Source organism: Endozoicomonas numazuensis (assembly GCF_000722635.1).
Classification (GTDB): Bacteria; Pseudomonadota; Gammaproteobacteria; order Pseudomonadales; family Endozoicomonadaceae; genus Endozoicomonas_A; species Endozoicomonas_A numazuensis.
In genome coordinates, this window is the sequence record NZ_JOKH01000007.1 from 120,875 (window position 1) to 142,910 (window position 22,036).

At 45.4% G+C, this 22,036-nt stretch carries 17 protein-coding genes; 7 read left to right on the forward strand and 10 right to left on the reverse strand.

What is annotated here, in order from left to right; translation table 11 throughout:
- The first annotated feature begins 86 nt into the window (after window positions 1-86).
- Together nudC and sohB are read left to right on the forward strand one after the other, a co-directional pair.
- Window positions 87-884, forward strand: a complete 798-nt coding sequence (nudC, locus tag GZ78_RS22710; protein ID WP_051786475.1) for an NAD(+) diphosphatase — start codon at window positions 87-89, stop codon at window positions 882-884.
- Between the two features lie 244 nt (window positions 885-1,128).
- On the forward strand, window positions 1,129-2,169 hold the full coding sequence (gene sohB / locus GZ78_RS22715) for a protease SohB (RefSeq protein ID WP_034841587.1): 1,041 nt from the start codon (window positions 1,129-1,131) through the stop codon (window positions 2,167-2,169).
- Window positions 2,170-2,238: 69 nt separating this feature from the next.
- On the opposite strand, the gene GZ78_RS22720 is transcribed toward sohB, so the two are convergent.
- The 7 genes from GZ78_RS22720 to GZ78_RS22750 all read right to left on the reverse strand — a co-directional run bounded on the left by GZ78_RS22720 (window position 2,239) and on the right by GZ78_RS22750 (window position 12,176).
- On the reverse strand, window positions 2,239-3,408 hold the full coding sequence (locus GZ78_RS22720; RefSeq protein ID WP_034841384.1) for a cation:proton antiporter: 1,170 nt from the start codon (window positions 3,406-3,408) through the stop codon (window positions 2,239-2,241).
- A gap of 451 nt (window positions 3,409-3,859) precedes the next feature.
- Window positions 3,860-4,348, reverse strand: a complete 489-nt coding sequence (locus tag GZ78_RS22725) for a DUF934 domain-containing protein (protein ID WP_034841387.1) — start codon at window positions 4,346-4,348, stop codon at window positions 3,860-3,862.
- Window positions 4,332-5,987 (reverse strand): nitrite/sulfite reductase, encoded by a 1,656-nt coding sequence (locus tag GZ78_RS22730; RefSeq protein WP_034841589.1) that lies wholly within the window; start codon window positions 5,985-5,987, stop codon window positions 4,332-4,334. The genes GZ78_RS22725 and GZ78_RS22730 overlap by 17 nt, the downstream gene beginning before the upstream one ends.
- Window positions 5,988-6,437: 450 nt before the next feature.
- Complete coding sequence (locus GZ78_RS22735; protein WP_034841389.1) at window positions 6,438-6,638, reverse strand: DUF2970 domain-containing protein; 201 nt, start codon at window positions 6,636-6,638, stop codon at window positions 6,438-6,440.
- A gap of 106 nt (window positions 6,639-6,744) precedes the next feature.
- Window positions 6,745-8,445: a hypothetical protein gene (locus tag GZ78_RS22740; RefSeq protein WP_034841392.1), complete on the reverse strand. Its 1,701-nt coding sequence runs from the start codon at window positions 8,443-8,445 to the stop codon at window positions 6,745-6,747.
- Window positions 8,446-8,490: 45 nt separating this feature from the next.
- Window positions 8,491-9,936, reverse strand: coding sequence for a hypothetical protein (locus GZ78_RS22745; protein ID WP_034841395.1), 1,446 nt, complete (start codon window positions 9,934-9,936; stop codon window positions 8,491-8,493).
- A 278-nt stretch (window positions 9,937-10,214) separates the two neighbouring features.
- On the reverse strand, window positions 10,215-12,176 hold the full coding sequence (locus GZ78_RS22750; protein ID WP_034841398.1) for a cation:proton antiporter: 1,962 nt from the start codon (window positions 12,174-12,176) through the stop codon (window positions 10,215-10,217).
- 144 nt (window positions 12,177-12,320) lie between these two features.
- On the opposite strand from GZ78_RS22750, the gene GZ78_RS22755 reads away from it, so the two are divergent.
- Window positions 12,321-12,590: a glutaredoxin family protein gene (locus GZ78_RS22755; RefSeq protein WP_034841401.1), complete on the forward strand. Its 270-nt coding sequence runs from the start codon at window positions 12,321-12,323 to the stop codon at window positions 12,588-12,590.
- A gap of 157 nt (window positions 12,591-12,747) precedes the next feature.
- Window positions 12,748-13,635 carry a cation diffusion facilitator family transporter gene (locus tag GZ78_RS22760; RefSeq protein ID WP_034841592.1) on the forward strand — a complete coding sequence of 296 codons (888 nt, stop codon included), beginning with the start codon at window positions 12,748-12,750 and terminating at the stop codon, window positions 13,633-13,635.
- Here the strand turns inward: GZ78_RS22760 and GZ78_RS22765 are convergent.
- Window positions 13,610-14,416: a TatD family hydrolase gene (locus GZ78_RS22765; protein ID WP_034841403.1), complete on the reverse strand. Its 807-nt coding sequence runs from the start codon at window positions 14,414-14,416 to the stop codon at window positions 13,610-13,612. The two genes, GZ78_RS22760 and GZ78_RS22765, sit on opposite strands and share 26 nt — an antisense overlap.
- A 79-nt stretch (window positions 14,417-14,495) precedes the next feature.
- On the opposite strand from GZ78_RS22765, the gene GZ78_RS22770 reads away from it, so the two are divergent.
- Window positions 14,496-15,335, forward strand: a complete 840-nt coding sequence (locus GZ78_RS22770; RefSeq protein WP_081870005.1) for an MOSC domain-containing protein — start codon at window positions 14,496-14,498, stop codon at window positions 15,333-15,335.
- A 206-nt stretch (window positions 15,336-15,541) separates the two neighbouring features.
- Here the strand turns inward: GZ78_RS22770 and xthA are convergent, their stop codons facing one another.
- The gene (gene xthA / locus GZ78_RS22775) at window positions 15,542-16,360 is read right to left on the reverse strand and encodes an exodeoxyribonuclease III (protein ID WP_034841406.1); all 819 of its coding nucleotides are present in this window, start codon (window positions 16,358-16,360) and stop codon (window positions 15,542-15,544) included.
- A gap of 263 nt (window positions 16,361-16,623) precedes the next feature.
- On the opposite strand from xthA, the gene GZ78_RS22780 reads away from it, so the two are divergent.
- Both GZ78_RS22780 and GZ78_RS22785 read left to right on the forward strand, forming a co-directional pair.
- Window positions 16,624-17,721, forward strand: coding sequence for an efflux RND transporter periplasmic adaptor subunit (locus tag GZ78_RS22780; protein ID WP_051786476.1), 1,098 nt, complete (start codon window positions 16,624-16,626; stop codon window positions 17,719-17,721).
- Window positions 17,718-20,810, forward strand: coding sequence for an efflux RND transporter permease subunit (locus GZ78_RS22785; RefSeq protein WP_034841407.1), 3,093 nt, complete (start codon window positions 17,718-17,720; stop codon window positions 20,808-20,810). The genes GZ78_RS22780 and GZ78_RS22785 overlap by 4 nt, the downstream gene beginning before the upstream one ends.
- 261 nt (window positions 20,811-21,071) lie before the next feature.
- Here the strand turns inward: GZ78_RS22785 and galU are convergent, their stop codons facing one another.
- Entirely contained in the window at window positions 21,072-21,965 is an 894-nt protein-coding gene (gene galU, locus GZ78_RS22790) for a UTP--glucose-1-phosphate uridylyltransferase GalU (protein WP_034841411.1), read from the reverse strand.
- Window positions 21,966-22,036 lie beyond the last annotated feature (71 nt).

Here is a 22,036-nt window from a genome sequence, read left to right on the forward strand (position 1 = left end):
AAAATCATTAAAGCCATTGTCTTTGAATTCTTTTAGGTGGCACCCTATGAAGAAGGCACCGTCCTAAGCCGTTTAATGGCCTAATTATGAGAGCAGTGACCCCCATGAATCAATATCAACCAGCAAGTGGATGGACACTGGAAGGAGATCTTGCTGATCGCTTTCTGATAATGTCCGGCCATGAGATTCTATTAACGCCTGATGGGAACTACCTTTGGCAAAAACAAGCCTGGATGGAAGGACTGGACGCGGTCAGAACAGGCAAGTTAGATGCCCACTCAGTATCAATAATACAAACCGACAATGTTCCAGCAGAAGGCACAGTAGTTAATGTGCGTCAGCTTATGGCCACTCAGCCCGCTGCAATGGTGGCATTTTACAGTCATGCCTCACAAATTTTGAGATCACAAAAAGATCATCGGTACTGCGGGTGCTGTGGTAGCCCATGCTCACCCCGAGTCGGGGAGTGGGCAATGGTTTGTTCAACTTGTGATATGTCTTACTATCCCAGGATTTCCCCCTGCATCATTGTTCTTATCCATAAGGGAGATGAAGTACTTCTTGTTCAGCATAAAAAGCATTTACGGAATACATCAATACACACAGTCATAGCTGGTTTTATCGAGCCAGGGGAAACAGCAGAAGAGGCTGTAGTTAGAGAGGTCAGAGAAGAGGTGGGTATAGAGGTTGGGCAAATAGAGTACTGTTTAAGTCAAAGCTGGCCGTTTCCACATGCATTAATGTTGGGCTTTCGCGCTGAATTCAAGTCTGGTGATATTTGCCTCGAAGAGGAAGAGTTAGTGAGTGGCGGCTGGTTCCACAGAGACAATCTGCCGGAGATACCGCCTCAATTCACAATATCACGGCAGTTAATAGATATTTAATATTATACAATCATATCTATAGTGGTATTTGAAAATATGCACCGTGCAAGTCTCAAGTTAAGAATAATAATGAAGGACTGATTGTAATCAGTCCGCATCTATAGCGTGATTATGTGCTTGTTTTAAGATCTGATTTTGCCGTTATATGAACGATTGCCTGCTCAAATTACCGAAGCCATAAAACAAAACGCCATTTTCAGGTATCCTTAGCCAGTCATATTAAAATTTATTGTGGGAGGCTCACTTGGAGTATCTGGCGGAATACGGCTTATTCCTTGCCAAAGTGGTCACATTTGTTGTGGCACTGCTGATCATCATTGTTGCTGCGGCTGCAATGGGACAAAAATCTAAAAAGATCAGTAAAGGGCATCTTGAAATCAAGAAATTGAATGAACACTATCAACATCTGAAAGATGAACTTCAGCATGCCATTCTCGACAAGGAAGGGTTAAAACAGCTGGCAAAGGATAAGAAAAAAGCTGAAAAAGAACATAAAAAGGATAAGGATAAAGACAAAGCATCGAAGCCACGTTTATATGTTCTCGACTTTCATGGTGATATAAAGGCTTCTGCTGTTAAGTCACTCCGTGAGGAGATAACCGCAGTACTGTCCGTTATTAATGATAAGGATGAAGTGCTTTTGAAGCTGGAGAGTGCCGGCGGTATGGTTCATGCCTATGGTCTGGCCTCTTCTCAGCTTCAGCGAATCAGGGATCGTGGTGTTAAGTTCACCATTGCTGTCGATAAGGTTGCCGCCAGCGGTGGTTATATGATGGCTTGTACTGCAAATCAGATTGTTGCAGCTCCTTTTGCCATCATCGGCTCCATTGGTGTCATGGCACAGCTACCCAATATCAATAAACTGCTTAAAAAGCATGATGTAGATGTAGAGCTTCACACTGCCGGTGAATTTAAACGCACACTTACCGTTCTTGGTGAAAATACTGATAAAGGCCGTGATAAATTCAAGCAGGATATCCAGGATACTCATGAATTATTCAAGGACTTCATCAAGGAAGAACGTGAACAGGTGAATGTAGAAGAGGTCGCTACCGGTGAGATCTGGTATGGCCGCCAGGCCATTGGCAATAACCTGATCGATCAGGTCATGACCAGCGATGAGTACATCTATAGCAAGGTCGATACTGTTGACATCATTCAGGTCAGCTATGAAGTGAAAAAAGGGTTGGCAGGAAAACTAGGCCTGGCTGCTGAAACAACCCTGGACAACACCGTTGGGCGAATCTGGGAAAGATTGTCTCAGCAGGGGCGTTATTTTTCATAGGCTACTGAGTAATTCCCCCATAAAAAAACCCGCTGTTCATGCGGGTTTTTTTGAATGTTTAAAACGTTATCAGTCTCTTCTTAACTTTTCCGACACAGCTATAGGCGACTCATAGTTAAACACCACGATGTAAGAAGAGATAATCAGAGTCAGGATCGCCGTGGCCTGTACCACATGAGCAGCAATCTCCCCCATCAGCATTTGTCCTGCCGCCAGTACCGCAATCAGAATAGAAAACTCACTGGTTTGGCCCAGTCTGAAACCAACTTCCCAGGCGGTAGATTTCTTTTCGTTTGCCCTGAGCAGAACGCCAAAAGTGGTCGGCTTCAGAATCAGGCAGATGGCGGTCATAACCATTGCGGGTAACCAGACCTCATCGAACAGACTCAGATTGAAGCTGGCTCCGATTGAGAAAAAGAACAGGACCAGAAAAAAATCCCTCAACGGTTTCAGGTTAATTGCAATATATTGCGAAATTGGGCTTGTCGCTATGCTGACTCCAGCAATAAAGGCTCCAATTTCATACGAGAGATTCAATGCGTGAGCCAGTTCAGCAAAACCCAGACACCAGCCTATGGCTAACAGGAACATATATTCATGGAAGCGATCGAAACGTGCCATTAAGGGTAACAGTGCATAGCGCACTGCAAGGAATGCAGCAGCGATAATCATAGGCAGGGCTGCAAGAGCCATCAAAACGTCCATTTTGCTGTTAGCGAAGCCACCGTCAAAATTGTAGAGCAGCAGCAACACCAGAATGGCCAGAAGATCTTGAAGAAGTAGGAGACTAACCAGAATTTCACCGGTATGTTTGTGATGGAGTACTGTGGTAGGCAGTAACTTAATGCCAATAATGGTACTTGAGAACATCATAGTGGCACCGGTGATAATGGCTTCCTTTTGAGTGAATCCAAAAGCCAGCCCCAGGCCGTATCCGGTTAAGGCAAATATTATGGAGCTGATTAAACCCACAGTAGCGGTTTTTTTTAGTAAGTGTCCCAGATGGCTAGGCTGCATATCCAGCCCCAGCAGGAACAGCAGAAATATAATGCCCACATGGGCAATATCATTCAAAAGTCCTGTGTCCGTCACCATTTCCATGCCATAAGGGCCAAGGAAAGCCCCCAGTACAATATAAGCGACCAGAAGGGGTTGACGGGTAAATAATGCAGCGGTAGCCAGTACCGCTGCACCACTGAAAATAAGAAAGAAAGAGAAGAGCAGGGAACCACTTTCCATTAGACGCGCCAAATAAATAATTGTTTATAAATATAGGGCTCTACCAGCCCTCATTTTGGATGAAGCTAAAAGATCAAGTATATACCTAAGCCATGGAATGCGGGTAACTCGTAGAGGTGTTGGTTTCTATTATTCTGTTTTTTATGCAATATGCGCTGGCGGAAAGAGGGGGCAGGGCTGTTGATCACAGCCCTGAGATGAACTTCTTACAATAAAAATGCCAATCTGCTAGGAGGCTGACCGAGAATAGCGTCCGAGCATAAAATTCAGTAGAACGAGTCAGCTTTTTCACTGAATTTGTGCGAATAGTTGACCTATTTAAGCAAATTCAGTGGAAAAGATGGCCGTTCTTTCTGGGTTTTAGGCCGGGCTGTCTATTCTCGGTCAGCCTCCTAGGCCTTGTAGCCACTTCCATACTTCTGGATCAGCCACAATTCCTGCTCATGGTTGTTTACGCTCTTTTTCGGTACAAAGGCTCAGGGTCATCACTGCTGCCCTGGTAGCGCAGTGTAAAAGTATCCAGTGCTTTAATCGCATCTTCAGCTTTCTGATCATCTCTCAGATAGTAGCTGGAGAAACCACAGCGTTTCATCATAAAGATCTGATCAACCAGAACATCACCCACAGCACGGATATCCCCTTTAAACTGATAACGATCTCTTAAAAGCTTACTCAGAGAGTATCCTCTGCCATCCATAAACTTGGGAAAGTTAATGGCAATTAACTCAAAGTTGGAGAGTTGCTCTTCATAAGCTTCCAGTTCATCATCGCTGTCAAGAAACAGGCCTATTGGCTGATCATGTTGTTGCAGTCTTTGCAAATGCTGATCCAAGTGCTTCGCCTGAACCAACACCGTGCCAGATGTACTTTCAACATCTTCAGAACCCAGTACCTGGTACTCTTCCTGAAAAACTTCGTTATTCTTAAGCAGCCTGGCCATACACTCGCTCCTTGAAAGGGGTTATACCAATGCGCTGGCAGGTATCGACAAACAGTTCGTCTTCATGTCGTTGGTCAATATAAACACTGAGAATTTTCTCAAGAACACTGGGGACTTCCTCTCGTTTAAAAGAAGGTCCAATGATCTTGCCCAGTGAGGCATCTTTAGAAGCAGAACCACCTACCTGAATCTGGTAATACTCAATGCCTTTACGGTCGACACCCAGAATACCTATATGGCCTACGTGGTGGTGTGCACAGGCATTCATACAGCCAGAAATATTCAGATCCAGTTCGCCGACATCGTGTAGATAATCAATATCATCAAATTTACGCTGTATTTCCTCTGCCAGAGGAATTGAGCGGGCATTAGCAAGAGCACAGAAGTCTCCGCCCGGGCAGCAAATCATATCAGTCAGTAAACCACGATTAGCAGTCGCCAAACCGATGGCACTGAGCTTTTCCCAGAGTTCGATCAAAGCGCTCTGTTCAACATCAGCAAAAATCAGGTTCTGTTCGTGACTGACTCGAAGCTCACCCAAACTGTATTGATCAGCCAGGTCTGCAATAATATCCAGCTGTTCTGCTGAAACATCACCCGGAGCATCACCTGTTGCTTTGAGTGTTAATGTGACAGCACAGTAGCCTGGTTTTTTATGAGGGAATACATTCTGCTTTAACCAGGATTGAAATCCAGCCGGGGCTTTCAGTGCCAGATCATTGAGATCATGATCATTAAGAGCCTGGTATTCAGGATCGATAAAATGTTGGCTGACACGCTGAATTTCAGTTTCCGGGAGCAGGGATGCACTCTCCTTGATTTGTTCCCATTCCGCTTCAACCTTTTGGCTGAATACTTCTGGCGTCATAGCTTTGACAAGGATTTTGATCCGTGCCTTGTATTTATTATCACGGCGCCCGTAGCGGTTATAGACCCGAAGTATGGCGTCCAGATAAGTCAGTAAGTTTTCTGGCTCAATCGACTCTCTAATAACGCTGGCCACCATAGGTGTGCGACCCAAACCACCACCAGCCAGTATCTTGAATCGAACTTCACCCTTCTCATTCCGAAAAGCATGAACACCAATATCGTGAACCATAGTTGCAGCACGATCTTGTTCAGAGCCGCAAACGGCGATTTTGAATTTACGGGGTAAAAATGCAAACTCAGGGTGGAATGTTGACCACTGACGAATAATTTCGCACCAGGGTCTTGGGTCTACGATTTCATCGCGAGCAACACCGGCAAACTGATCCGTAGTGGTATTACGGATACAAGCACCACTGGTTTGAACCGCATGCATTTCAACTTCTGCCAGATCGGCTAGAATGTCAGGCACCTGTTCAAGCAGAGGCCAATTCAGCTGAACGTTCTGGCGAGTGGTAAAGTGGACATAGCCTTTGTCGTATTTGCGAGAGATTTCTGAAATTCTTCTCACCTGATGGGTACTCAGCAGACCATAGGGAATGGCAACCCTGAGCATGGGAGCAAATCGCTGGACATAGAGACCATTTTGTAATCGTAGGGGTAAAAACTCGTCTTCTGCGATCTCACCGGCGAGGTAGCGTAGAGTCTGGTCCCTGAACTGACTCACTCTTTCGTCGACGATGCGCTGATCGTACTCATCGTATTTATACATGGGAATCATTTATTCTAATTGAGTTGGCGAGCTATTCAGAAATCTGTTTCATGCTCGATCCAGATTCCAGCCACGACCGGGAGTCCAAACGATACCAGTAAAAGGGGTTTTAGTAATAAAAAATTTATTTATATAACTAGATGAAAACAGCATATCTGTTCATTGAGCAGCAATAAAAAAACAGCTAACACACTATTTTATGTACGTTTATTGTGTCAGTTTGATGGGGCTTTCAATCGATAATAAAGGTTCAGAAAACCCTCTGTGAGTAGTTGCCTGAAGTTGGATAATCAGCTAGTTTGGTGTAACACTATCGAACGATTTAATGAGGGGATGAGAAATGGCTCAGGGAAAACCCATGAAAGACAGTACAGTAGATGCAATGGCTGCGATTTCAATCATATTTCTGATTGTGGTTACTGCTGTTTACTGGGTCAGTCAACAGTAAGATTACCCAACCTGACTGAGTACCAGCTTCACCACCAGCGCTAGTACCAGAATAAACAGAACGGTTCCTATCACTCCGGCGATAATGAAGTGCGCCGTACGCCCCTGCGAAAAATCTCTCTCTCTGTTTTTATCACTTTGCACGCCAAATGCCGATGCCAGAACACTTTGAAGCGTTGATAAAAAGCCTGTACCTTTTGCCATGAAAATTCTCTGATTAGAAAACCTCTCTCATCTTATTACATCCTTGAGCAGAAATCGCAAGTGATAAAATGAGAGAGGAAATTTCACGACACATGAATGAGAAAAATCACCTCAAGATCGTTGTATGAAAGTATATCTCAGCCAAAGTGATTAAAGTGGTGCCCGCCAGTGTCATTAAATATTTTGCATAACGATTACTGAACCCAGTCGCAAAAGCTTTACTGAAGGAATAGTTACTGACACTCATAAACACGGCTCCTCCCGTTAGTGCTGTATAGCGGGTAAGATCGCTCACCCCTTGGGCAACCAGATATTTATCGACACCATCCACCACTGCATAGCCGGCCCCTTTTATATAGTGTCCACCACAAACGGTCATCCCGAGCGCATTGAATGCTTTACCAATGGCGGCCTGCGTCATGGCTGATGGAATATATGAAAGGCCCGATGTTACTTTTTTAGCAGGCTCCAAGGCTGTTGCAGGAACAACAGTCATGTCCGCATCACCCAGTATCCGATGGAAAAACAATTGAATACAGCCACCATTAGTACTGATAGAGCAGGAAAGTAAATGATCAGCAGGGATAGCTTTTATAATATGGTTGGCGTAGTTATTACCTGTGTATGCTGAAATCAGTAATTTCGCTCCATAGGGTAGAGCGGTTACCACGCTGGTAAACAAAGAGGCTTTCATTTTTTTGAGATCAGGGTCGGTCTCGCTGACAAATACTTTTTGTGACGCAAGTTCATTAATAGTTTTGGTTACAATGTTGGCAAACAGCTTCCAGGCAAAAAACGTCCGTACATCAGCTTGTGTCATCTCCTTTTTATTTAGAACGAGATTATCCCAGTAATATTTGTAAGTGACATAAACCGCAAGAGCGAGAGAGTATCCTGAAGCATCTACCTGAGGGGAAACAATGACAAGATTATGATCTTTGATTAATGCAGGTAATGAGTCACCTAATGCAAGAACTTCTGCCAGAACCTGGGTGTTAGCAAAATGTCCATAGTAACCGGCACCAGTATTAATCGGGCCAGAATAGAAAAAAAGAGCATTGAAAAGATCCAGTAGAAGAGGTAACGACTTACCAGAGTAGTAGACAATATTATTCAGTAATACCAGGTTGTCTCCATTTTCCTTGTTCTGATAGACGTGAACTTTTTTTAGCCAGTCTGGATCAAGTTCCGGTAGCTCGGTTTCTCGTAGGGTATCTAGAGTGTTAGTCGTTTGTGAAACTGATAGGGAAGGGCTTGGGCATGGCATGTCTGCACTGCAGAATGAATTATTTACAACATCGTTTGAATCGGAACTTGCTTCATTTGTCTGATCAACTTCAGGTAAATCATGAGCTACTGATGGCCTCAGTCCCAGAATAACCTTAAAACGCTTGATCTCAACAGGGTTTATTAACTTTGGATCTTTATCAAATAGGTGAATCTCAATTTCACACTTTCGAGTTTGCTGGTTACAAGGCGCCCGAACCTCATAGCGCAAGTTTCGCTCCTCGAGTTGTCGGGGTAAAGCAATCTTAATAAAACTCTCAACATCTTCGGAGTACATGTCAGGCAACTCAGTGATAATGGGCGTTGCAGAGTCATCTTGTGTCTCCGCATGTGTACTGAAGTGCTGTTGAAACCAGGCTCCATCAATATTCATCTGCTTTTCAAGACCCAAGCCCGGATCAGGTAATAATGTGGGGGCAAATAAAGGAATACTGTCACCCAGACTGGATTCTGCGACACAGTGAGGAGTGATATATGTCAATAAAATCAGAACACAAAACGTCTTGACTAGTGATCGCATGGAGCATCCTTTAAATACAATTCCGCTTAAATGTTTTTGGACCTGTTACTCAATAATATTTTTATCAACCGGCGCTCTTGAGCTACACCGATAATTATAAGTGCCCATAACAGTATGACCGAGCGCCAGAATTTTACCTGCAACAGGGAATGAGTGGGCTACCAATGCAGAACCCCCTTCGTAGAGCATTATCAATCCAGCCCCGTGAAAGATGTTCGTCATATGAAGCCCTTTAGCAATATAAAGATTGATATAGAGTGAACCTGCGGTGAAAGTCCCTCCCAGAGTCAAACCTGCCACATCTTTTGCTAATGGATGTTCAAAAAGGTTCCGACCCGCTGTTATTGCCATTTCAGTACCGACCAGACCAGAGGCTTCTGCTGCGTTTGTCAGTAAAACTGAGGGAAGTCCACTGGAATATTTCAACAATGCTAAACCCGTTATCGAGGCCACTGTGACAGACGCGATCCCTTTACAGAAAACCAGCTTTTCAGAGTCAAGATAATTGGCGTAGGGTAAAAGTTTATCAAAATTGGCCATGCAATAATTTTCAAGAGAGCCAATACTTTCGTATGCAGCACTGATCATGAGTCCTGCAGAAAGCGACACATGGTAGTATTTCTTGCCAATATATTGAGCCATTGAACGGGAGAATCTCTGGATAGCCTCGGGGTCGATACCTTTCATGGCTTCAGAGTTAAGAAGGCCTGTATTGACCACACCCGCCAGCGCAAGGGTATAAATAACGGTTACATCTCTGGAGGCAGCAGCAGTCGCCTCATGATTTGTATAGCCTTTGCTCAGATAGTCATTCTTGAAATGGGTTCTCAGGGCTGACGCCATATTACTGGTAAAACCAATAGATTTGGCACCAATGGCGAAGTTTTCGGCAAAATTAACGCCAGGGCCGGGGGACGGGTAATGAACATTGTAATAGTCCATCAATAAATTCAGGCCAGCAAATGTCAGGCCTGTCATGGCGTACCCTGCAGCAGGTTCCTCTTTGTACAATTGAGTATTATTACTGCCAACCGTTGCTATATGATCAGCTCTCTTTTCCACTTTACGAAATTCTGCAGCCGGTAAAGCATATTCATTGGTATAACCAGTTTGGGGAATTGACCAGGTAAGAACAACGATCAGATTCAAAAGAAAAAGGGGCTTATGCGAATATTTATCAGGATTGACACCACCTGGCATGGCATAGGTAATCAGGGTGGCAGGAATGGCGAAGGCACCAAATTTAAGCAGTGGTGTTAATGCTGCATTATTAAAATCATCGTAATTCTCCTGATAATCCTTACAGAAAAACGGCTCTTCTTGCTGCACAAGAGTGACATTTTGTGGGGGGAGAGTGTCAGATGTATTGGTAGATTTTTCAGACTGGAATAAACCAAAGAAATAGGCGTGGGCTTTAAGTGGTTGAATAATCAAGATCAACATCAGCAAAAAACACAAAGAAAGAGAGCACTGAGTCGATCGAGTAGCCATATATACACCTGAATTATATAAGTTTTTAATAACTCCCTGTTTTTTTCTAAATCCTTCGGAGAAATTATTATAGTGTCTACTTGAATAACTATGAGTTCATTTTTGTATCAGATTGAAATTAATAGACCTATTTTTATTATATAAAAATCTGTTTTTATAAGTGTATATGGCAGGGCAGAACAGAGCGGTTGGGGGAGGTGATAGAGCAGCCCATACTTCTGGACTGCTCTTGGTGTCTGTTTAGATCTAAATTGCTTATGTCCGAGTGATGATCTGGTTCAGATGAGGTTCTTCTCAGACTGCTGCATGGGCGCCAGTGGGCCTGTCAGAATAACAATATCATCATGTTCAAGAGCATCAACGTCTTCTGGATCAAGACTCTGACCACCCCGTTTGACTTCAACAACAGAAACTTCTTTTTCCAGGGGGAGTTCGCAGGGATTCAACCCTTCACAGGTGTTACCCCGACAAACATTCACCGCATGCCTCAAAGAAGTCTCTTCACTGTCAGCCATGACATCTTCATAACCGGGGTAGTAACTGTTGAGAATGTCATAGTGTTGTTCTCTGGCCGTGCTGATTTTGCCTCTGACCTGGTTTCTATCCATTCCCAGCATTAACAAGACATGTTTGACAATCAACAAGCTTGATTCAAGTACTTCCGGTATTACGGCAGTGGCACCAGCATCTTTGAGAGTCGCTGTCAGGCTGTCATCCCGGGTTCTGACCAGAATCGGAATATCATGGTAATGAGAGCGCACGGTTTTAACGATTTCCAAAGCATTTTCACTGCGATCGATACAAATAATGACCTGCTTCGCCCGTTTCAGTCCAACAGACTCAAGCAGCTCAAGGCGACGACAGTCACCGTAAAATACCGGTTCTCCCGCCAAACCCGCTTCATGTACATGAAGTGGGTCATCATCCACCGCGACAAATGCCAGTTTTTCCTGTCCAAGAAAACGGCTGATGGTCTGTCCTACACGGCCATAGCCACAAATCAGAGTGTGTTGATTGATATGGGATACCTGTTGCTCAATATCACCCTGATCAATCTGAGACTGTATCGCTTCCTGCTTTTTATAGAGGAAATTGACGATTCGACTGCTGTTTCTGATAAGCAGCGGAGCCAGAATCATAGACAATATGGTAATGGCAAGGACAACCGAAGCTCGTTCGCCTCCGGTCTGTCCATATTGCGTAGCTAAAGCAATCAGTGCAAAGCAAAATTCACCGCCCTGGGCCAGAGCCAGACCAGTTTTAAGAGAGGTACTTTTTTTCTCTTTGAGAATTCTGGCCAGAAGTGTGATGACACCCAGTTTGAAAATGACCAGTCCGGCAGTACCCAGAATGATGGCAGGCCAGAATTTCAGCAGAATATTTAAATCCAGCATCAGGCCAACCGACACAAAGAACAGACCCAGAAGGATATCCCTGAATGGGCGAATATCTGCTTCTACCTGATGTTTATAATTGCTTTCTCCCATCATCATGCCAGCAATGAATCCACCCAAGGCCATGGATAGACCAAGAACATGGGTTAACCAGGCTGCCATCAAGGCAATCATCAGCGCCGTGAGTACAAACAGTTCTTCAGAGCGGGCCCTGGCCACTTCATTAAAGATCCGTGGAAGCACCCATTTACCAATAGCCATCATGGCCAGTACAAACAGCAGCCCTTTAACCATCGCCATACTGATGGTTGTTAAAACAGATTTGTCGCCGGCACCTGCTAGAGCGGGCACCAGAATCAGGAAGAGGACCGCAGCAATATCCTGAAAAAGAAGTACACCAATAGCCATTTGTCCCTGGCGACTTCTGATTTCATTACTCTGGGTCAGCTCTTTGGAAACGATAGCCGTGGAGGAGAGCGCCAGAGCGGCCGCCACTATCAAGGCTTCCTTGACCGGAGTTCCCACCACCAGCAATGCGGCAAATATTCCTGCCCCGCACAGCATGACCTGGACACCCCCAAGCCCAAAAACCTCCCGTTTCATGGACTTGATTCGTTTCATCGAAAATTCAAGTCCCAATGTAAACAGCAGGAATACAACGCCTATCTCAGCCAACAGGCTGATATCAAAGCTATAGTCAATCAAGCCGGTTGCAGTGGGCCCTACCACAATGCCTACTGCCAGATAGCCAAGACTCTCCGGTAAGTTCAGGCGATGAAACAGCGCAATGGCTCCCACAGAGAGAGCCAGAATTAACATCAATTGATTAAAAAAGGTAAAGTCCATCGTTTATCAGACCTGGTTATCTTTATTGGACTGGAAGAAATTCATTAGGGGGCCTGCTCAATAAAGCAATGAGACAAGCTCCATAAATCTGTGCAAGCTGGTACAATTGTACTCGACATAGTCTCCCGCTGTTCAGGAAAACTTGTGCTGCACTTATCTCTCTATACCACATCCGGTTGCCATCTGTGTAATCATGCCGAGGAATTCCTTAATATTCTCGGCCAACATCCCCAACTCCATAGTCAATTCCAATGGTCTTCGGTAGAAATCAGTGAATCAGACGCCCTGATCGAGCGTTATGGTGTGAGAATTCCGGTAATAGGCACTGACAACGGAGACGAAATAGGCTGGCCATTTGAAATGGAGCAGCTAGGTGAATGGATCTATAGCTGTCTGGTTCAAAAGAGCCAGTAAAAGTAATGTGTTCTAGGATTTTTATGGCAAATTCAGTATTCTGAAGATAAAGGAAGGACGATAAGTCCTATGGTGCTCTAGCGGGTTCCGAAAGGCAATGTAAAAGACTTGTTCGCATCTTCCTATGGACTCAGTCATTTCAGCATTGATGGATCGTATGTCTAAACCCTTTGAAAACATCTCTGATAATCATGAAAAGCTGATGAAGCTGGCTTCAGTCGCGTCTGTTGCTACCGCCGCTATCCTGATTATTGTCAAAATTGCCGCCTGGTTTATGACCGGGTCCCTGAGTGTTCTGGCTACACTGCTGGATTCAGTGATGGATGTGATAGCTTCTATTATCACTCTGGTCGCCGTAAAAATTGCCCTTGAACCCGCTGATGAAGAGCATCGATTTGGCCATGGAAAAGCTGAATATCTTGCAGTGCTGGCTCAGTCAGCATTTATATCAGGCTCAGCCATCATTCTGTTTCTCAGTGCTATTGACCAATTGTTAGGGGAGGGCAATAGCATCGACAATGAGTCAGTAGGCATGACTGTCATGCTGTTCTCAATTGTCGCAACTCTGATGCTTCTGGCCATTCAATCCTATGTAGTGAAAAAAACCGGGTCAGCAGCTATTGCTGCAGACTCCATGCATTACCGGGTTGATTTGCTCACCAATGTGTCCGTCATTATTGCGCTCTATGGTGTCAGTCAGGGCTATTTCTATCTGGATCCAACTTTTGCACTGTTGATTTCTATTTATATGTTGATCAGTGTTGGGAAGATGGCCTGGGATGCGGCACAGCAGCTGATGGACCATTCACTGCCAGAACATCTGGTACACAAGATCGAGAGTATTGTACTTGCCATCGAGGGTGTCAGAGGTATTCATGAGATGAGAACCCGTATTTCGGGCCGGGTTCCCTTCATTCAGATGCACATTGATCTTAATGGTGATCAGAGCTTGCGAGAAGCCCATGATATTGGCCAGGCAGCGGAAGATGCCATCATGGAATTTCTACCCAACGCCGATATCATTGTTCACCTTGATCCAGATTGAAAAAATGCGTGGCCGTCTCTGAGGTCTCTTTAGCCACTAGCTCGATTGTTTTGCCTGTTTGTTCAGCAATGGTTTTTACCACCCAGGACAAATAGGCAGGCTCATTTCTTCTGTTCTTTGGCTTTTTATCCATGCTTCTGGGTAAAAGCCAGGGCGCATCGGTTTCGATCATCAATCGGTTGGCTGGAATATCCTTTAGCAATGGGTGTAGGTGAGTACCTCGCCTTTCATCACAGACCCAGCCGGTAATCCCTATGTGAAGATCCAGATCAAGGTACTGATACAGTGCTTTCTTGTCGGCAGTAAAGCAGTGAACAACCAATCCATTGAGCTGATCTCTGAACTCTTTGGCAATGGCCACAAAACGATCCGCAGCATCACGTTCATGGCAGAATGCTGGCAGCCCGGTTTCAACAGCCAGTTGCAATTGTTGCTGGAAGACTTCTTCCTGAACAGGTCTGGGAGAAAAGTCCCGGTTGAAGTCCAAACCCATTTCACCAGCGGCTACCACTTTTGGGACTAAAAGCAGCTCCTTGAGTGTCTTGTAACAGCTGGTTGTGGCATGTTTGGCATCATGTGGATGAATGCCAGCAGTGGAATAGCAATATTCAGCGTATGTTTGGGCTAATTCCAATGCTTGTTGAGACTCGTCAACAGAGGTGCCAGTGAGAATCATTGTACTGACACCGGCTTCAACAGCACGCTCAATAACAAGGTCACGATCCTTGGAAAATTGTTTATCGGTCAGGTTAACACCGATATCAACCAGATTAGGCTGCATAATACCTCGAAGTTCTGGGTAAAAATCTGATACATTCTCTCCAAAATCCGGTGGGCATGGCAATCATGCTGTTCGCTCAATGTGTAAAATCGTTCGTGAGATTGTGATGACTCATTCTTTATCTGTTTCCCATCTTGCTATTCATCCTGTTAAATCACTCAAGAAGATTTCAGTGGAGCAGGGAGTCATCGATCACATGGGATTTGTTAATGACCGTCGTTGGATGGTCGTTGAGCCCAATGGTAAATTCATGACTCAGCGGCATTATCCAAAAATGGTGCTGGTTTCAGCTGTTCCAAATAATGAAGGTCTGACACTGTCCGCACCAGGTATGTCTGATTTAGTCGTTGAAGATCCAGAACAACAGCCTACCACCTCCGTAAATAATGTTGTCGTCTGGAACGATACACTCAAAGCTGTGGACGCGGGCAATACCGTTTCCCAATGGCTCAGTGAGTTTCTGGGTGTATCTTGCAGAATGGTAAAGTTTTCAAAAGAGGTTCAGAGGCAGGTTGATCTTCGTTTTGCCAGTAAAGGTGACAGCACCGGTTTTGCTGATGGTTTTCCCTTCCTGCTGACAACAGAAGCCTCTTTGCAGGAACTTAACAGCCGGTTGTCGTCTCCGGTTACTATGGATCATTTCAGGCCCAACATTGTTATCCGGGGAGCAGAAGCTTACGCAGAAGATACCTGGAAAAGAATCAAAATTGGCGACGTTGTTTTTCGGGTAGCCAAACCGTGCAGTCGTTGTGTTATGACAACCGTCGATCCCATGACAGGAGAAAAAACAGGCAAAGATCCTTTGATGACACTGTCACGATATAGAAAAACAGAAATGGGTGTGATCTTTGGACAAAATCTGATTCATGAATCGGAAGGTAAAATTCGACTGGGTGACAAGATCGAGATCATCGAATAATAATAAGCTTTAGAAAGTCGACATAGGCTCTTGATATAAGAGGCTATTATTCCACTCAGCCACTAAGGATTTGTCTTGAAATCACTTCCCGGTTAAAACATGAACTCCGTTCACCCTGAGCCTGTCGAAGGGTAGTGGCTCTGGGCTTCGATAGGCTCAGCCCGAACGGGGGCGGGTCAAATAAGAAGGTTATTTACGGACTATTCCTAAACGTCAAATTCCACCCAAAGTGGCGCATGGTCAGAAGGTTTCTCCAACCCTCGGATATCGTAATCAATTCCGATGGCCTTGCAGTGTTTCATCAAACAGTCCGTAGCAATAACACCGTCTATACGCAGTCCGCGTTTCGGTTCACGATCAAATCCACGACTGCGGTAGTCAAACCAGCTATAGAGTTCTTCACTGCTCTTTTCGGAACATACCCGGTAACAATCAGTGAAGCCCCAGGCCAGAAGACGGTCAAACCATTCTCTTTCTTCCGGCAGAAAACTGCATTTTCCGGTTCTTAGCCAGCGTTTAGCATTATCAGGACCAATGCCAATATCAGTATCAGTATGGGAAATATTAAAATCACCCATCACCAGTAAGGGGTGATCCGGTGAATAGTCTGTTTCCAAAGTGGTCATCAGATCCCGATAAAAATTTTGCTTGGCAGGAAATTTGGTAGGGTGATCACGACTCTCTCCCTGAGGGAAATAACCATTAATCACAGTAAAGGACTGACCACTCTCTGTCTGGTAGTCTGCTGTGATCAGCCGCCTCTGAGCATCAGGAGCATCGGACTTAAAGCCTTTCTCAACCCTGACGGGCTTTCGACGACTCATCAAGGCGACACCGTAGTGTGTTTTCTGCCCAAAAAACTCGACGTGATAACCCAGAGCCTCGATGGCAGCAACGGGGAAGTCCTCATCAGTCACCTTAATTTCCTGGAGTCCGATGACTTCAGGTTGATGCTTTTCAATCAGGGCTTTGAGCTGATGCAGGCGAACGCGGATTCCATTGACATTGAATGTAATGACTTTCATGACCTTGAAACGGCTTCCTTAGGGGGTATGAGCTGCATCATAGCTGAAAAGTGCAGGTGTTTTAAGTTACAGCAAGCTCTGGAAAGGGACCTAAGGTCAGAGAAGTGCAAAGATTTCGCCCTTTACTTGCTGCTGACATGTCAGCTTCTTTATAGTGGCCTCTACAGAATCGTACAAGGTCGTACGACATCATAAGAACGATCACGACACATTGCGAACACTCTATGCCTGACATAAATCGATCCTGGGTCCTAGCTGGAGGAATGGCGGGGCTTTTAGGAGTCTATCTGCTGACAGCGGACGTAACCTCCATGTCTGATACCAGCAAGTCATCGTCTCAAACTGAAAAGTCTCCTGAGCAGGAACTGCCACAGGAAATACTCCTGGCAAAAGTAACAGCCAGAACCTTTCCTGTTGAATCCATCTACCGAACTCTGACTCTTTTTGGCGAAACCCTGCCTGACCGGACGGTAACCATCAGTGCAGAAATCCCGGCCAGGGTCGTCTCTGCAACGAGCCAGAAAGGGCAATTCATAAAACGTGGCGAAACCATTGTAAACCTGAGAGAGGGGGCTTTACCCGCTCAAATTGCGACGGCCAAAGCCCGAGTCAGGAAAGCTGAACTGGATTATAACTCAGCGCTGTCTTTGAAAAGTAAAAACCTGATTGCCGAAAATGAGCTGCCTCAGCTTGAAGTCGCATTAAGTGAAGCGCGTTCTGAGCTTTCCAGACTCGAAATAGACTTTGCCAATACAAAAATAAGTGCGCCGGTAACAGGCATATTAAATGATCGCTTTGTTGAACAGGGTGATTATATTGAAATGGGCAAACCCGTCGCAGAAATACTCGACCTTGACCCTCTGGTGGTTTCTGTTGATGTTCCCCAAACACATATTGCTTCGGTGACTTTGGGTGATCATGCTGATATCCGGTTTGCTTCTGGCCAGACAGCTGAAGCACAGGTCCGCTATATTGCACGACTTGCAGAGTCAGGTACCCGCACCTTTAAAGTAGAACTCAGCCTGCCTAATAGAGCCATGGAAACACCTGCAGGCCTCAGTGTTGAAGCAGAACTTAAACTGTCGCAAGTACAAGCTATCAAGGTTTCACCGGCATTATTAAGCCTGAATGAAACCGGCAGCCCGGGTATTAAATGGGTCGATGAAAAGAATAAGGTACATTTCACGGCCGTAGACATTGTGAAATCTGAAGCCAGCGGTTTATGGCTGACCGGTATTCCTACTCATGGGAGACTGATTACCAGAGGTCATGGTTTTGTCCGGGAAGGGGACCAGGTAATTGTTGAATCCGGGCAGGCCCTTGCCGTTCAAGCTGACAGGGTTGCAGGGGAAGCACCATGAGCAGTCTGATAGGCCTGTCATTGAATCGCAGTCGTACGATTCTGATGATGTTTGTCCTGATTCTGGTTTCAGGTATGCTTTCATATCTGACCATTCCCAGGGAGTCTACTCCCGACATTCCTATTCCTTATGTGTATGTCTCGGTTAGTTATGAAGGCATTTCTCCAGAAGACTCTGAACGACTTCTTGTTTTTCCCCTGGAAAAAGAGCTGCAGGGCCTTGAAGGGGTTAAAGAGCTTTCTGCAACGGCAGCACAGTCCCATGCCTCAGTGACATTGGAGTTTGATGCCGGCGTTAAATTGGATAAGGCGCTGGCGGATGTTCGGGACAAGGTCAATCTGGCTAAAAGTAAATTGCCTGACGGTACCGATGAACCGGTGATTAAACAGATCACCATGGCCAGCGAAAATCCGGTTATTACGGCCATTCTTTCTGGAGATCTGCCAGAAAGAGCCATGGTCAGGATAGCGAGAGCTTTGAAAGATGAGCTGGAAGCTCAAAAAGCCATTCTTGAGGTTGAAATTGCCGGTGACAGAGAAGACGTAGTCGATGTCATTATCGACCCTATGAAACTGGAAAGTTATGGTCTGGTTCCCGCCGATGTTATCAATCTTGTATCACAAAACAATCAGCTGGTTGCTGCAGGCAGTATGGATACCGGACAGGGTAGCTACTCTATCAAGGTGCCTGCGGTGTACAAGACGCCAGCAGATATCCTTTCGCAACCCGTAAAAGTTGAAGAAAACCGGGTAGTGACTTTTGCAGATATCGCTACAGTTTTAAGTACTTTCAAAGAGGGCGGAGGTTATGCGCGGCTTAATGGTGAAAACAGTATTGCTCTTGAAATTAAGAAGCGTCCCGGTGAGAACATTATTGAAGCCATTGAAACGGCTCGCTACATCATTGATCAGGGTGTTGGATCAGGTCCTGAGACATTAAAAGTCGATTATGTAGGGGATCAGTCAGAAGAAGTGAAGATGATGGTGACAGACCTTCAAAATAACGTACTGTCAGCCGTCATTCTTGTTGTTGTTATTATTATCGGTGCTCTTGGTGCTCGCAGCGCGTTTCTGGTGGGTATCGCCATTCCAGGCTCGTTTCTCTCAGGTATCCTGATCTTGGGTATCATGGGGTTGACCATCAACATGGTCGTACTTTTCTCATTGATCATGGCCGTCGGCATGCTGGTTGATGGTGCCATTGTTGTTACTGAATACGCTGACAGGAGAATGGGGGAGGGGATTCATCGTAAACAGGCCTATCTTGAAGCCTCCAGAAAAATGGCCTGGCCGATTATCGCTTCTACGGCAACGACTCTGGCTGCTTTCTTCCCTCTGATGTTCTGGCCCGGGACCATGGGCGAGTTTATGAAATTTTTGCCGTTGACTCTGATTGCTACTCTGGCTTCATCTCTGGCTATGGCTCTCATTTTCATCCCGACTATTGGCGCAATGATAGGAAAGCCAAGGGTGTTGGCTGCTAAAGAAAAAATGTCCATGAGCGCCATTGAGTCAGGCGATCTGAATCAGGCAGAAGGCTTTATCGGACGTTACATTTCAGTACTCAGCAAAGCCATTGACCATCCTGGTAAGGTATTAGTGTTTACCTGTATGACGGTAGCGCTGATTTTTACGTTATTTATGAAAACCAGTCGTGGCATAGAATTTTTTCCGGATGTAGACACCAATGCCATTGTCATCACGGTCAAAGTTAATTCGGGCAACCTCTCTGTTGATGAGAAAGATACTCTCCTGGAGAAGATCGAATTGAAGCTTATGGACTTGCCTGGCATGGAAACGCTCTACGCAAGAACAGGCGACAGCCAGATTGTAGGAACATTGAGGGTTAATCTGGAAGACTGGCAATACCGGGATACGGCTCTTGCCATTGCACAGGATGCAGAACACAGACTCAAGGGATTCTCTGGTCTTGATATCGCCGTTGAGCGAGTGAAAGATGGCCCTCCCACCAGTAAGCCTCTGGAACTGGTTGTACGGGCAGATAATCTCGATACCTTATACGATGCCGTCGGCAAATCGCGGCAAGTATTGGAAAATCTGGGGACCTTCACGAATATAGAAGATTCTGGTCCGGCACCGGGTTATGAGTGGCGCCTGAGCATCGACCGGGCCGAAGCTGCCCGCTATGGAGCTGATGTAGCAACCACGGGTAGCATGGTCAGAATGGTTACATCGGGATTAACCGTTGGTTCTTACAGGCCCGATGATGCTGATGATGAAGTCGATATACGCATTCGATACCCTGAAACTGAACGTCATCTGGAAAGTATTGATACTCTTCGCCTGATGACATCTACCGGCCTGGTACCCATTGATAACTTTACCGAGCGAGAAGTCAGTACCAAGCTCGATAACATCAAACGAGTAGACGGAAAACGTACCATTACTCTCTCTGCCGATCTGGTAGAGGGTGAGTTACTTTCACAGCAACTCCCGATACTGACAGAAGCGCTGTCTGCTGCAGAAATAAGCAGTGATGTTAGCTTCGACTTCAAGGGTGAAGAAGAAGACCAGAAAGAAAGTGGACTGTTCCTGATCAAAGCTTTCAGTGTTGCATTATTTATCATGACCATGATCCTGGTGACACAGTTTAATAGCTTTTATCAGGCTGCGTTAATCATGTCTGCCGTCATACTGGCAACAGGCGGTGTTTTCCTGGGGCTGATGATTACCGATCAAAACTTTGGGATCGTTATGTGTGGTATTGGCATCATTGCGCTGGCAGGTATTGTTGTAAACAACAACATTGTTCTGATCGACACGTTCAACAGTTTGAGGAAGGAAGGTTACGACACCAGAGAAGCTGTTCTCAGAACCGGTGCCCAGCGGCTTAGACCCGTTATGTTGACCACCATCACCACAGTATTAGGGCTGATGCCCATGGTGTTATCCGTCAATATTAATATGTTCAGCCATTCTATAGAGATTGGAGCACCGTTCACCCAGATGTGGAATCAGCTAGCCACCTCGATAGCCGGAGGGCTCAGCTTTGCGACGTTGCTGACACTGGTAGTCACTCCTTGCTTGCTGATGATCTCTGGAAAGTGGCAAACCAAAAGCGTTCAATAATAAAAGACCGGGACCTGACTTATTATGTTGAGTTTTGTCCCGGTTACTCAACACAATCTATTGCATCGAGGTTGGTGGCAGGGCCAGGGAACTACAGATTCAGGTATCTCTGCATACAAACGTAGGGCGGGATAAGGAAACCTAAAGGCTATAAGAGATGCATAACCATCTTAATTACCGATTTAACATAATATATATTATGCGCAATATAGTGTTATTAAAAAGCCGGATCTAAACACCGGCTTCTTAGGCGCATTATAATCAAGCTTCTGAGTCTGCTGCTTCCAGGGACTCTTCATTTACTTCGATTTCTCGAACCGTCTTGCTCTCTGCTTTATAGATATTCTCGTAGCAATAATTAGTAGCTTCTATGTAGCCTTCAATGCTACCGCAGTCGAACCGTGCGCCTTTGAACTTGTATGCAAGTACCAGACCTTTCTGACATTGCTCACGCAAAGCGTCGGTGATCTGGATCTCTCCATTTCTTCCTGGTGCGGTATCTCTGAGGATATCGAAGATATCAGGCGTCAGAATATAGCGTCCAATGATGGCCATATTACTGGGTGCTTCACCTTCAGCAGGCTTCTCAACCATGTCTTCAACACGGTACAAGCCGGGCTTAATCATTTCGCCGCTGATGACACCATATTTGTGAGCTTCTTCAGCAGGTACTTCTTCAATAGCCACAATACTGCAGCGGAATTGTTTATAGAACTCTACCATTTGAGCCAGAACGCCATCGCCTTCAAGGTTAATGCAAAGATCGTCAGCCAATACGACACCGAACGGTTCATCCCCGATCAGTGTTTCACCCGTCAAAATAGCATGACCCAAACCTTTCATCTCACGCTGACGTGTATAGGAGAAAGTGCATTCATCCATTAATCCACGGATACCCGACAAAGTTTCTTCTTTTGCGGTTCCCTGGATCTGGTGTTCCAGTTCGTAATTGATATCAAAATGATCATCCAAAGCACGTTTGCCACGACCTGTAACGATACAAACTTCGTGCAATCCGCTCTGCAGTGCTTCATCCACCCCGTATTCAATCAGAGGCTTATTGACGATGGGCATCATTTCCTTGGGCATGGACTTTGTTGCTGGCAAGAAGCGTGTTCCGTAACCAGCTGCAGGGAAGAGACATTTCTTGATCATGGGTTAATTATGGCCTTACTTGTTTCAAAGCGTAACAGCTATGTTACTTTTCTAATAAAAATAGACGACCT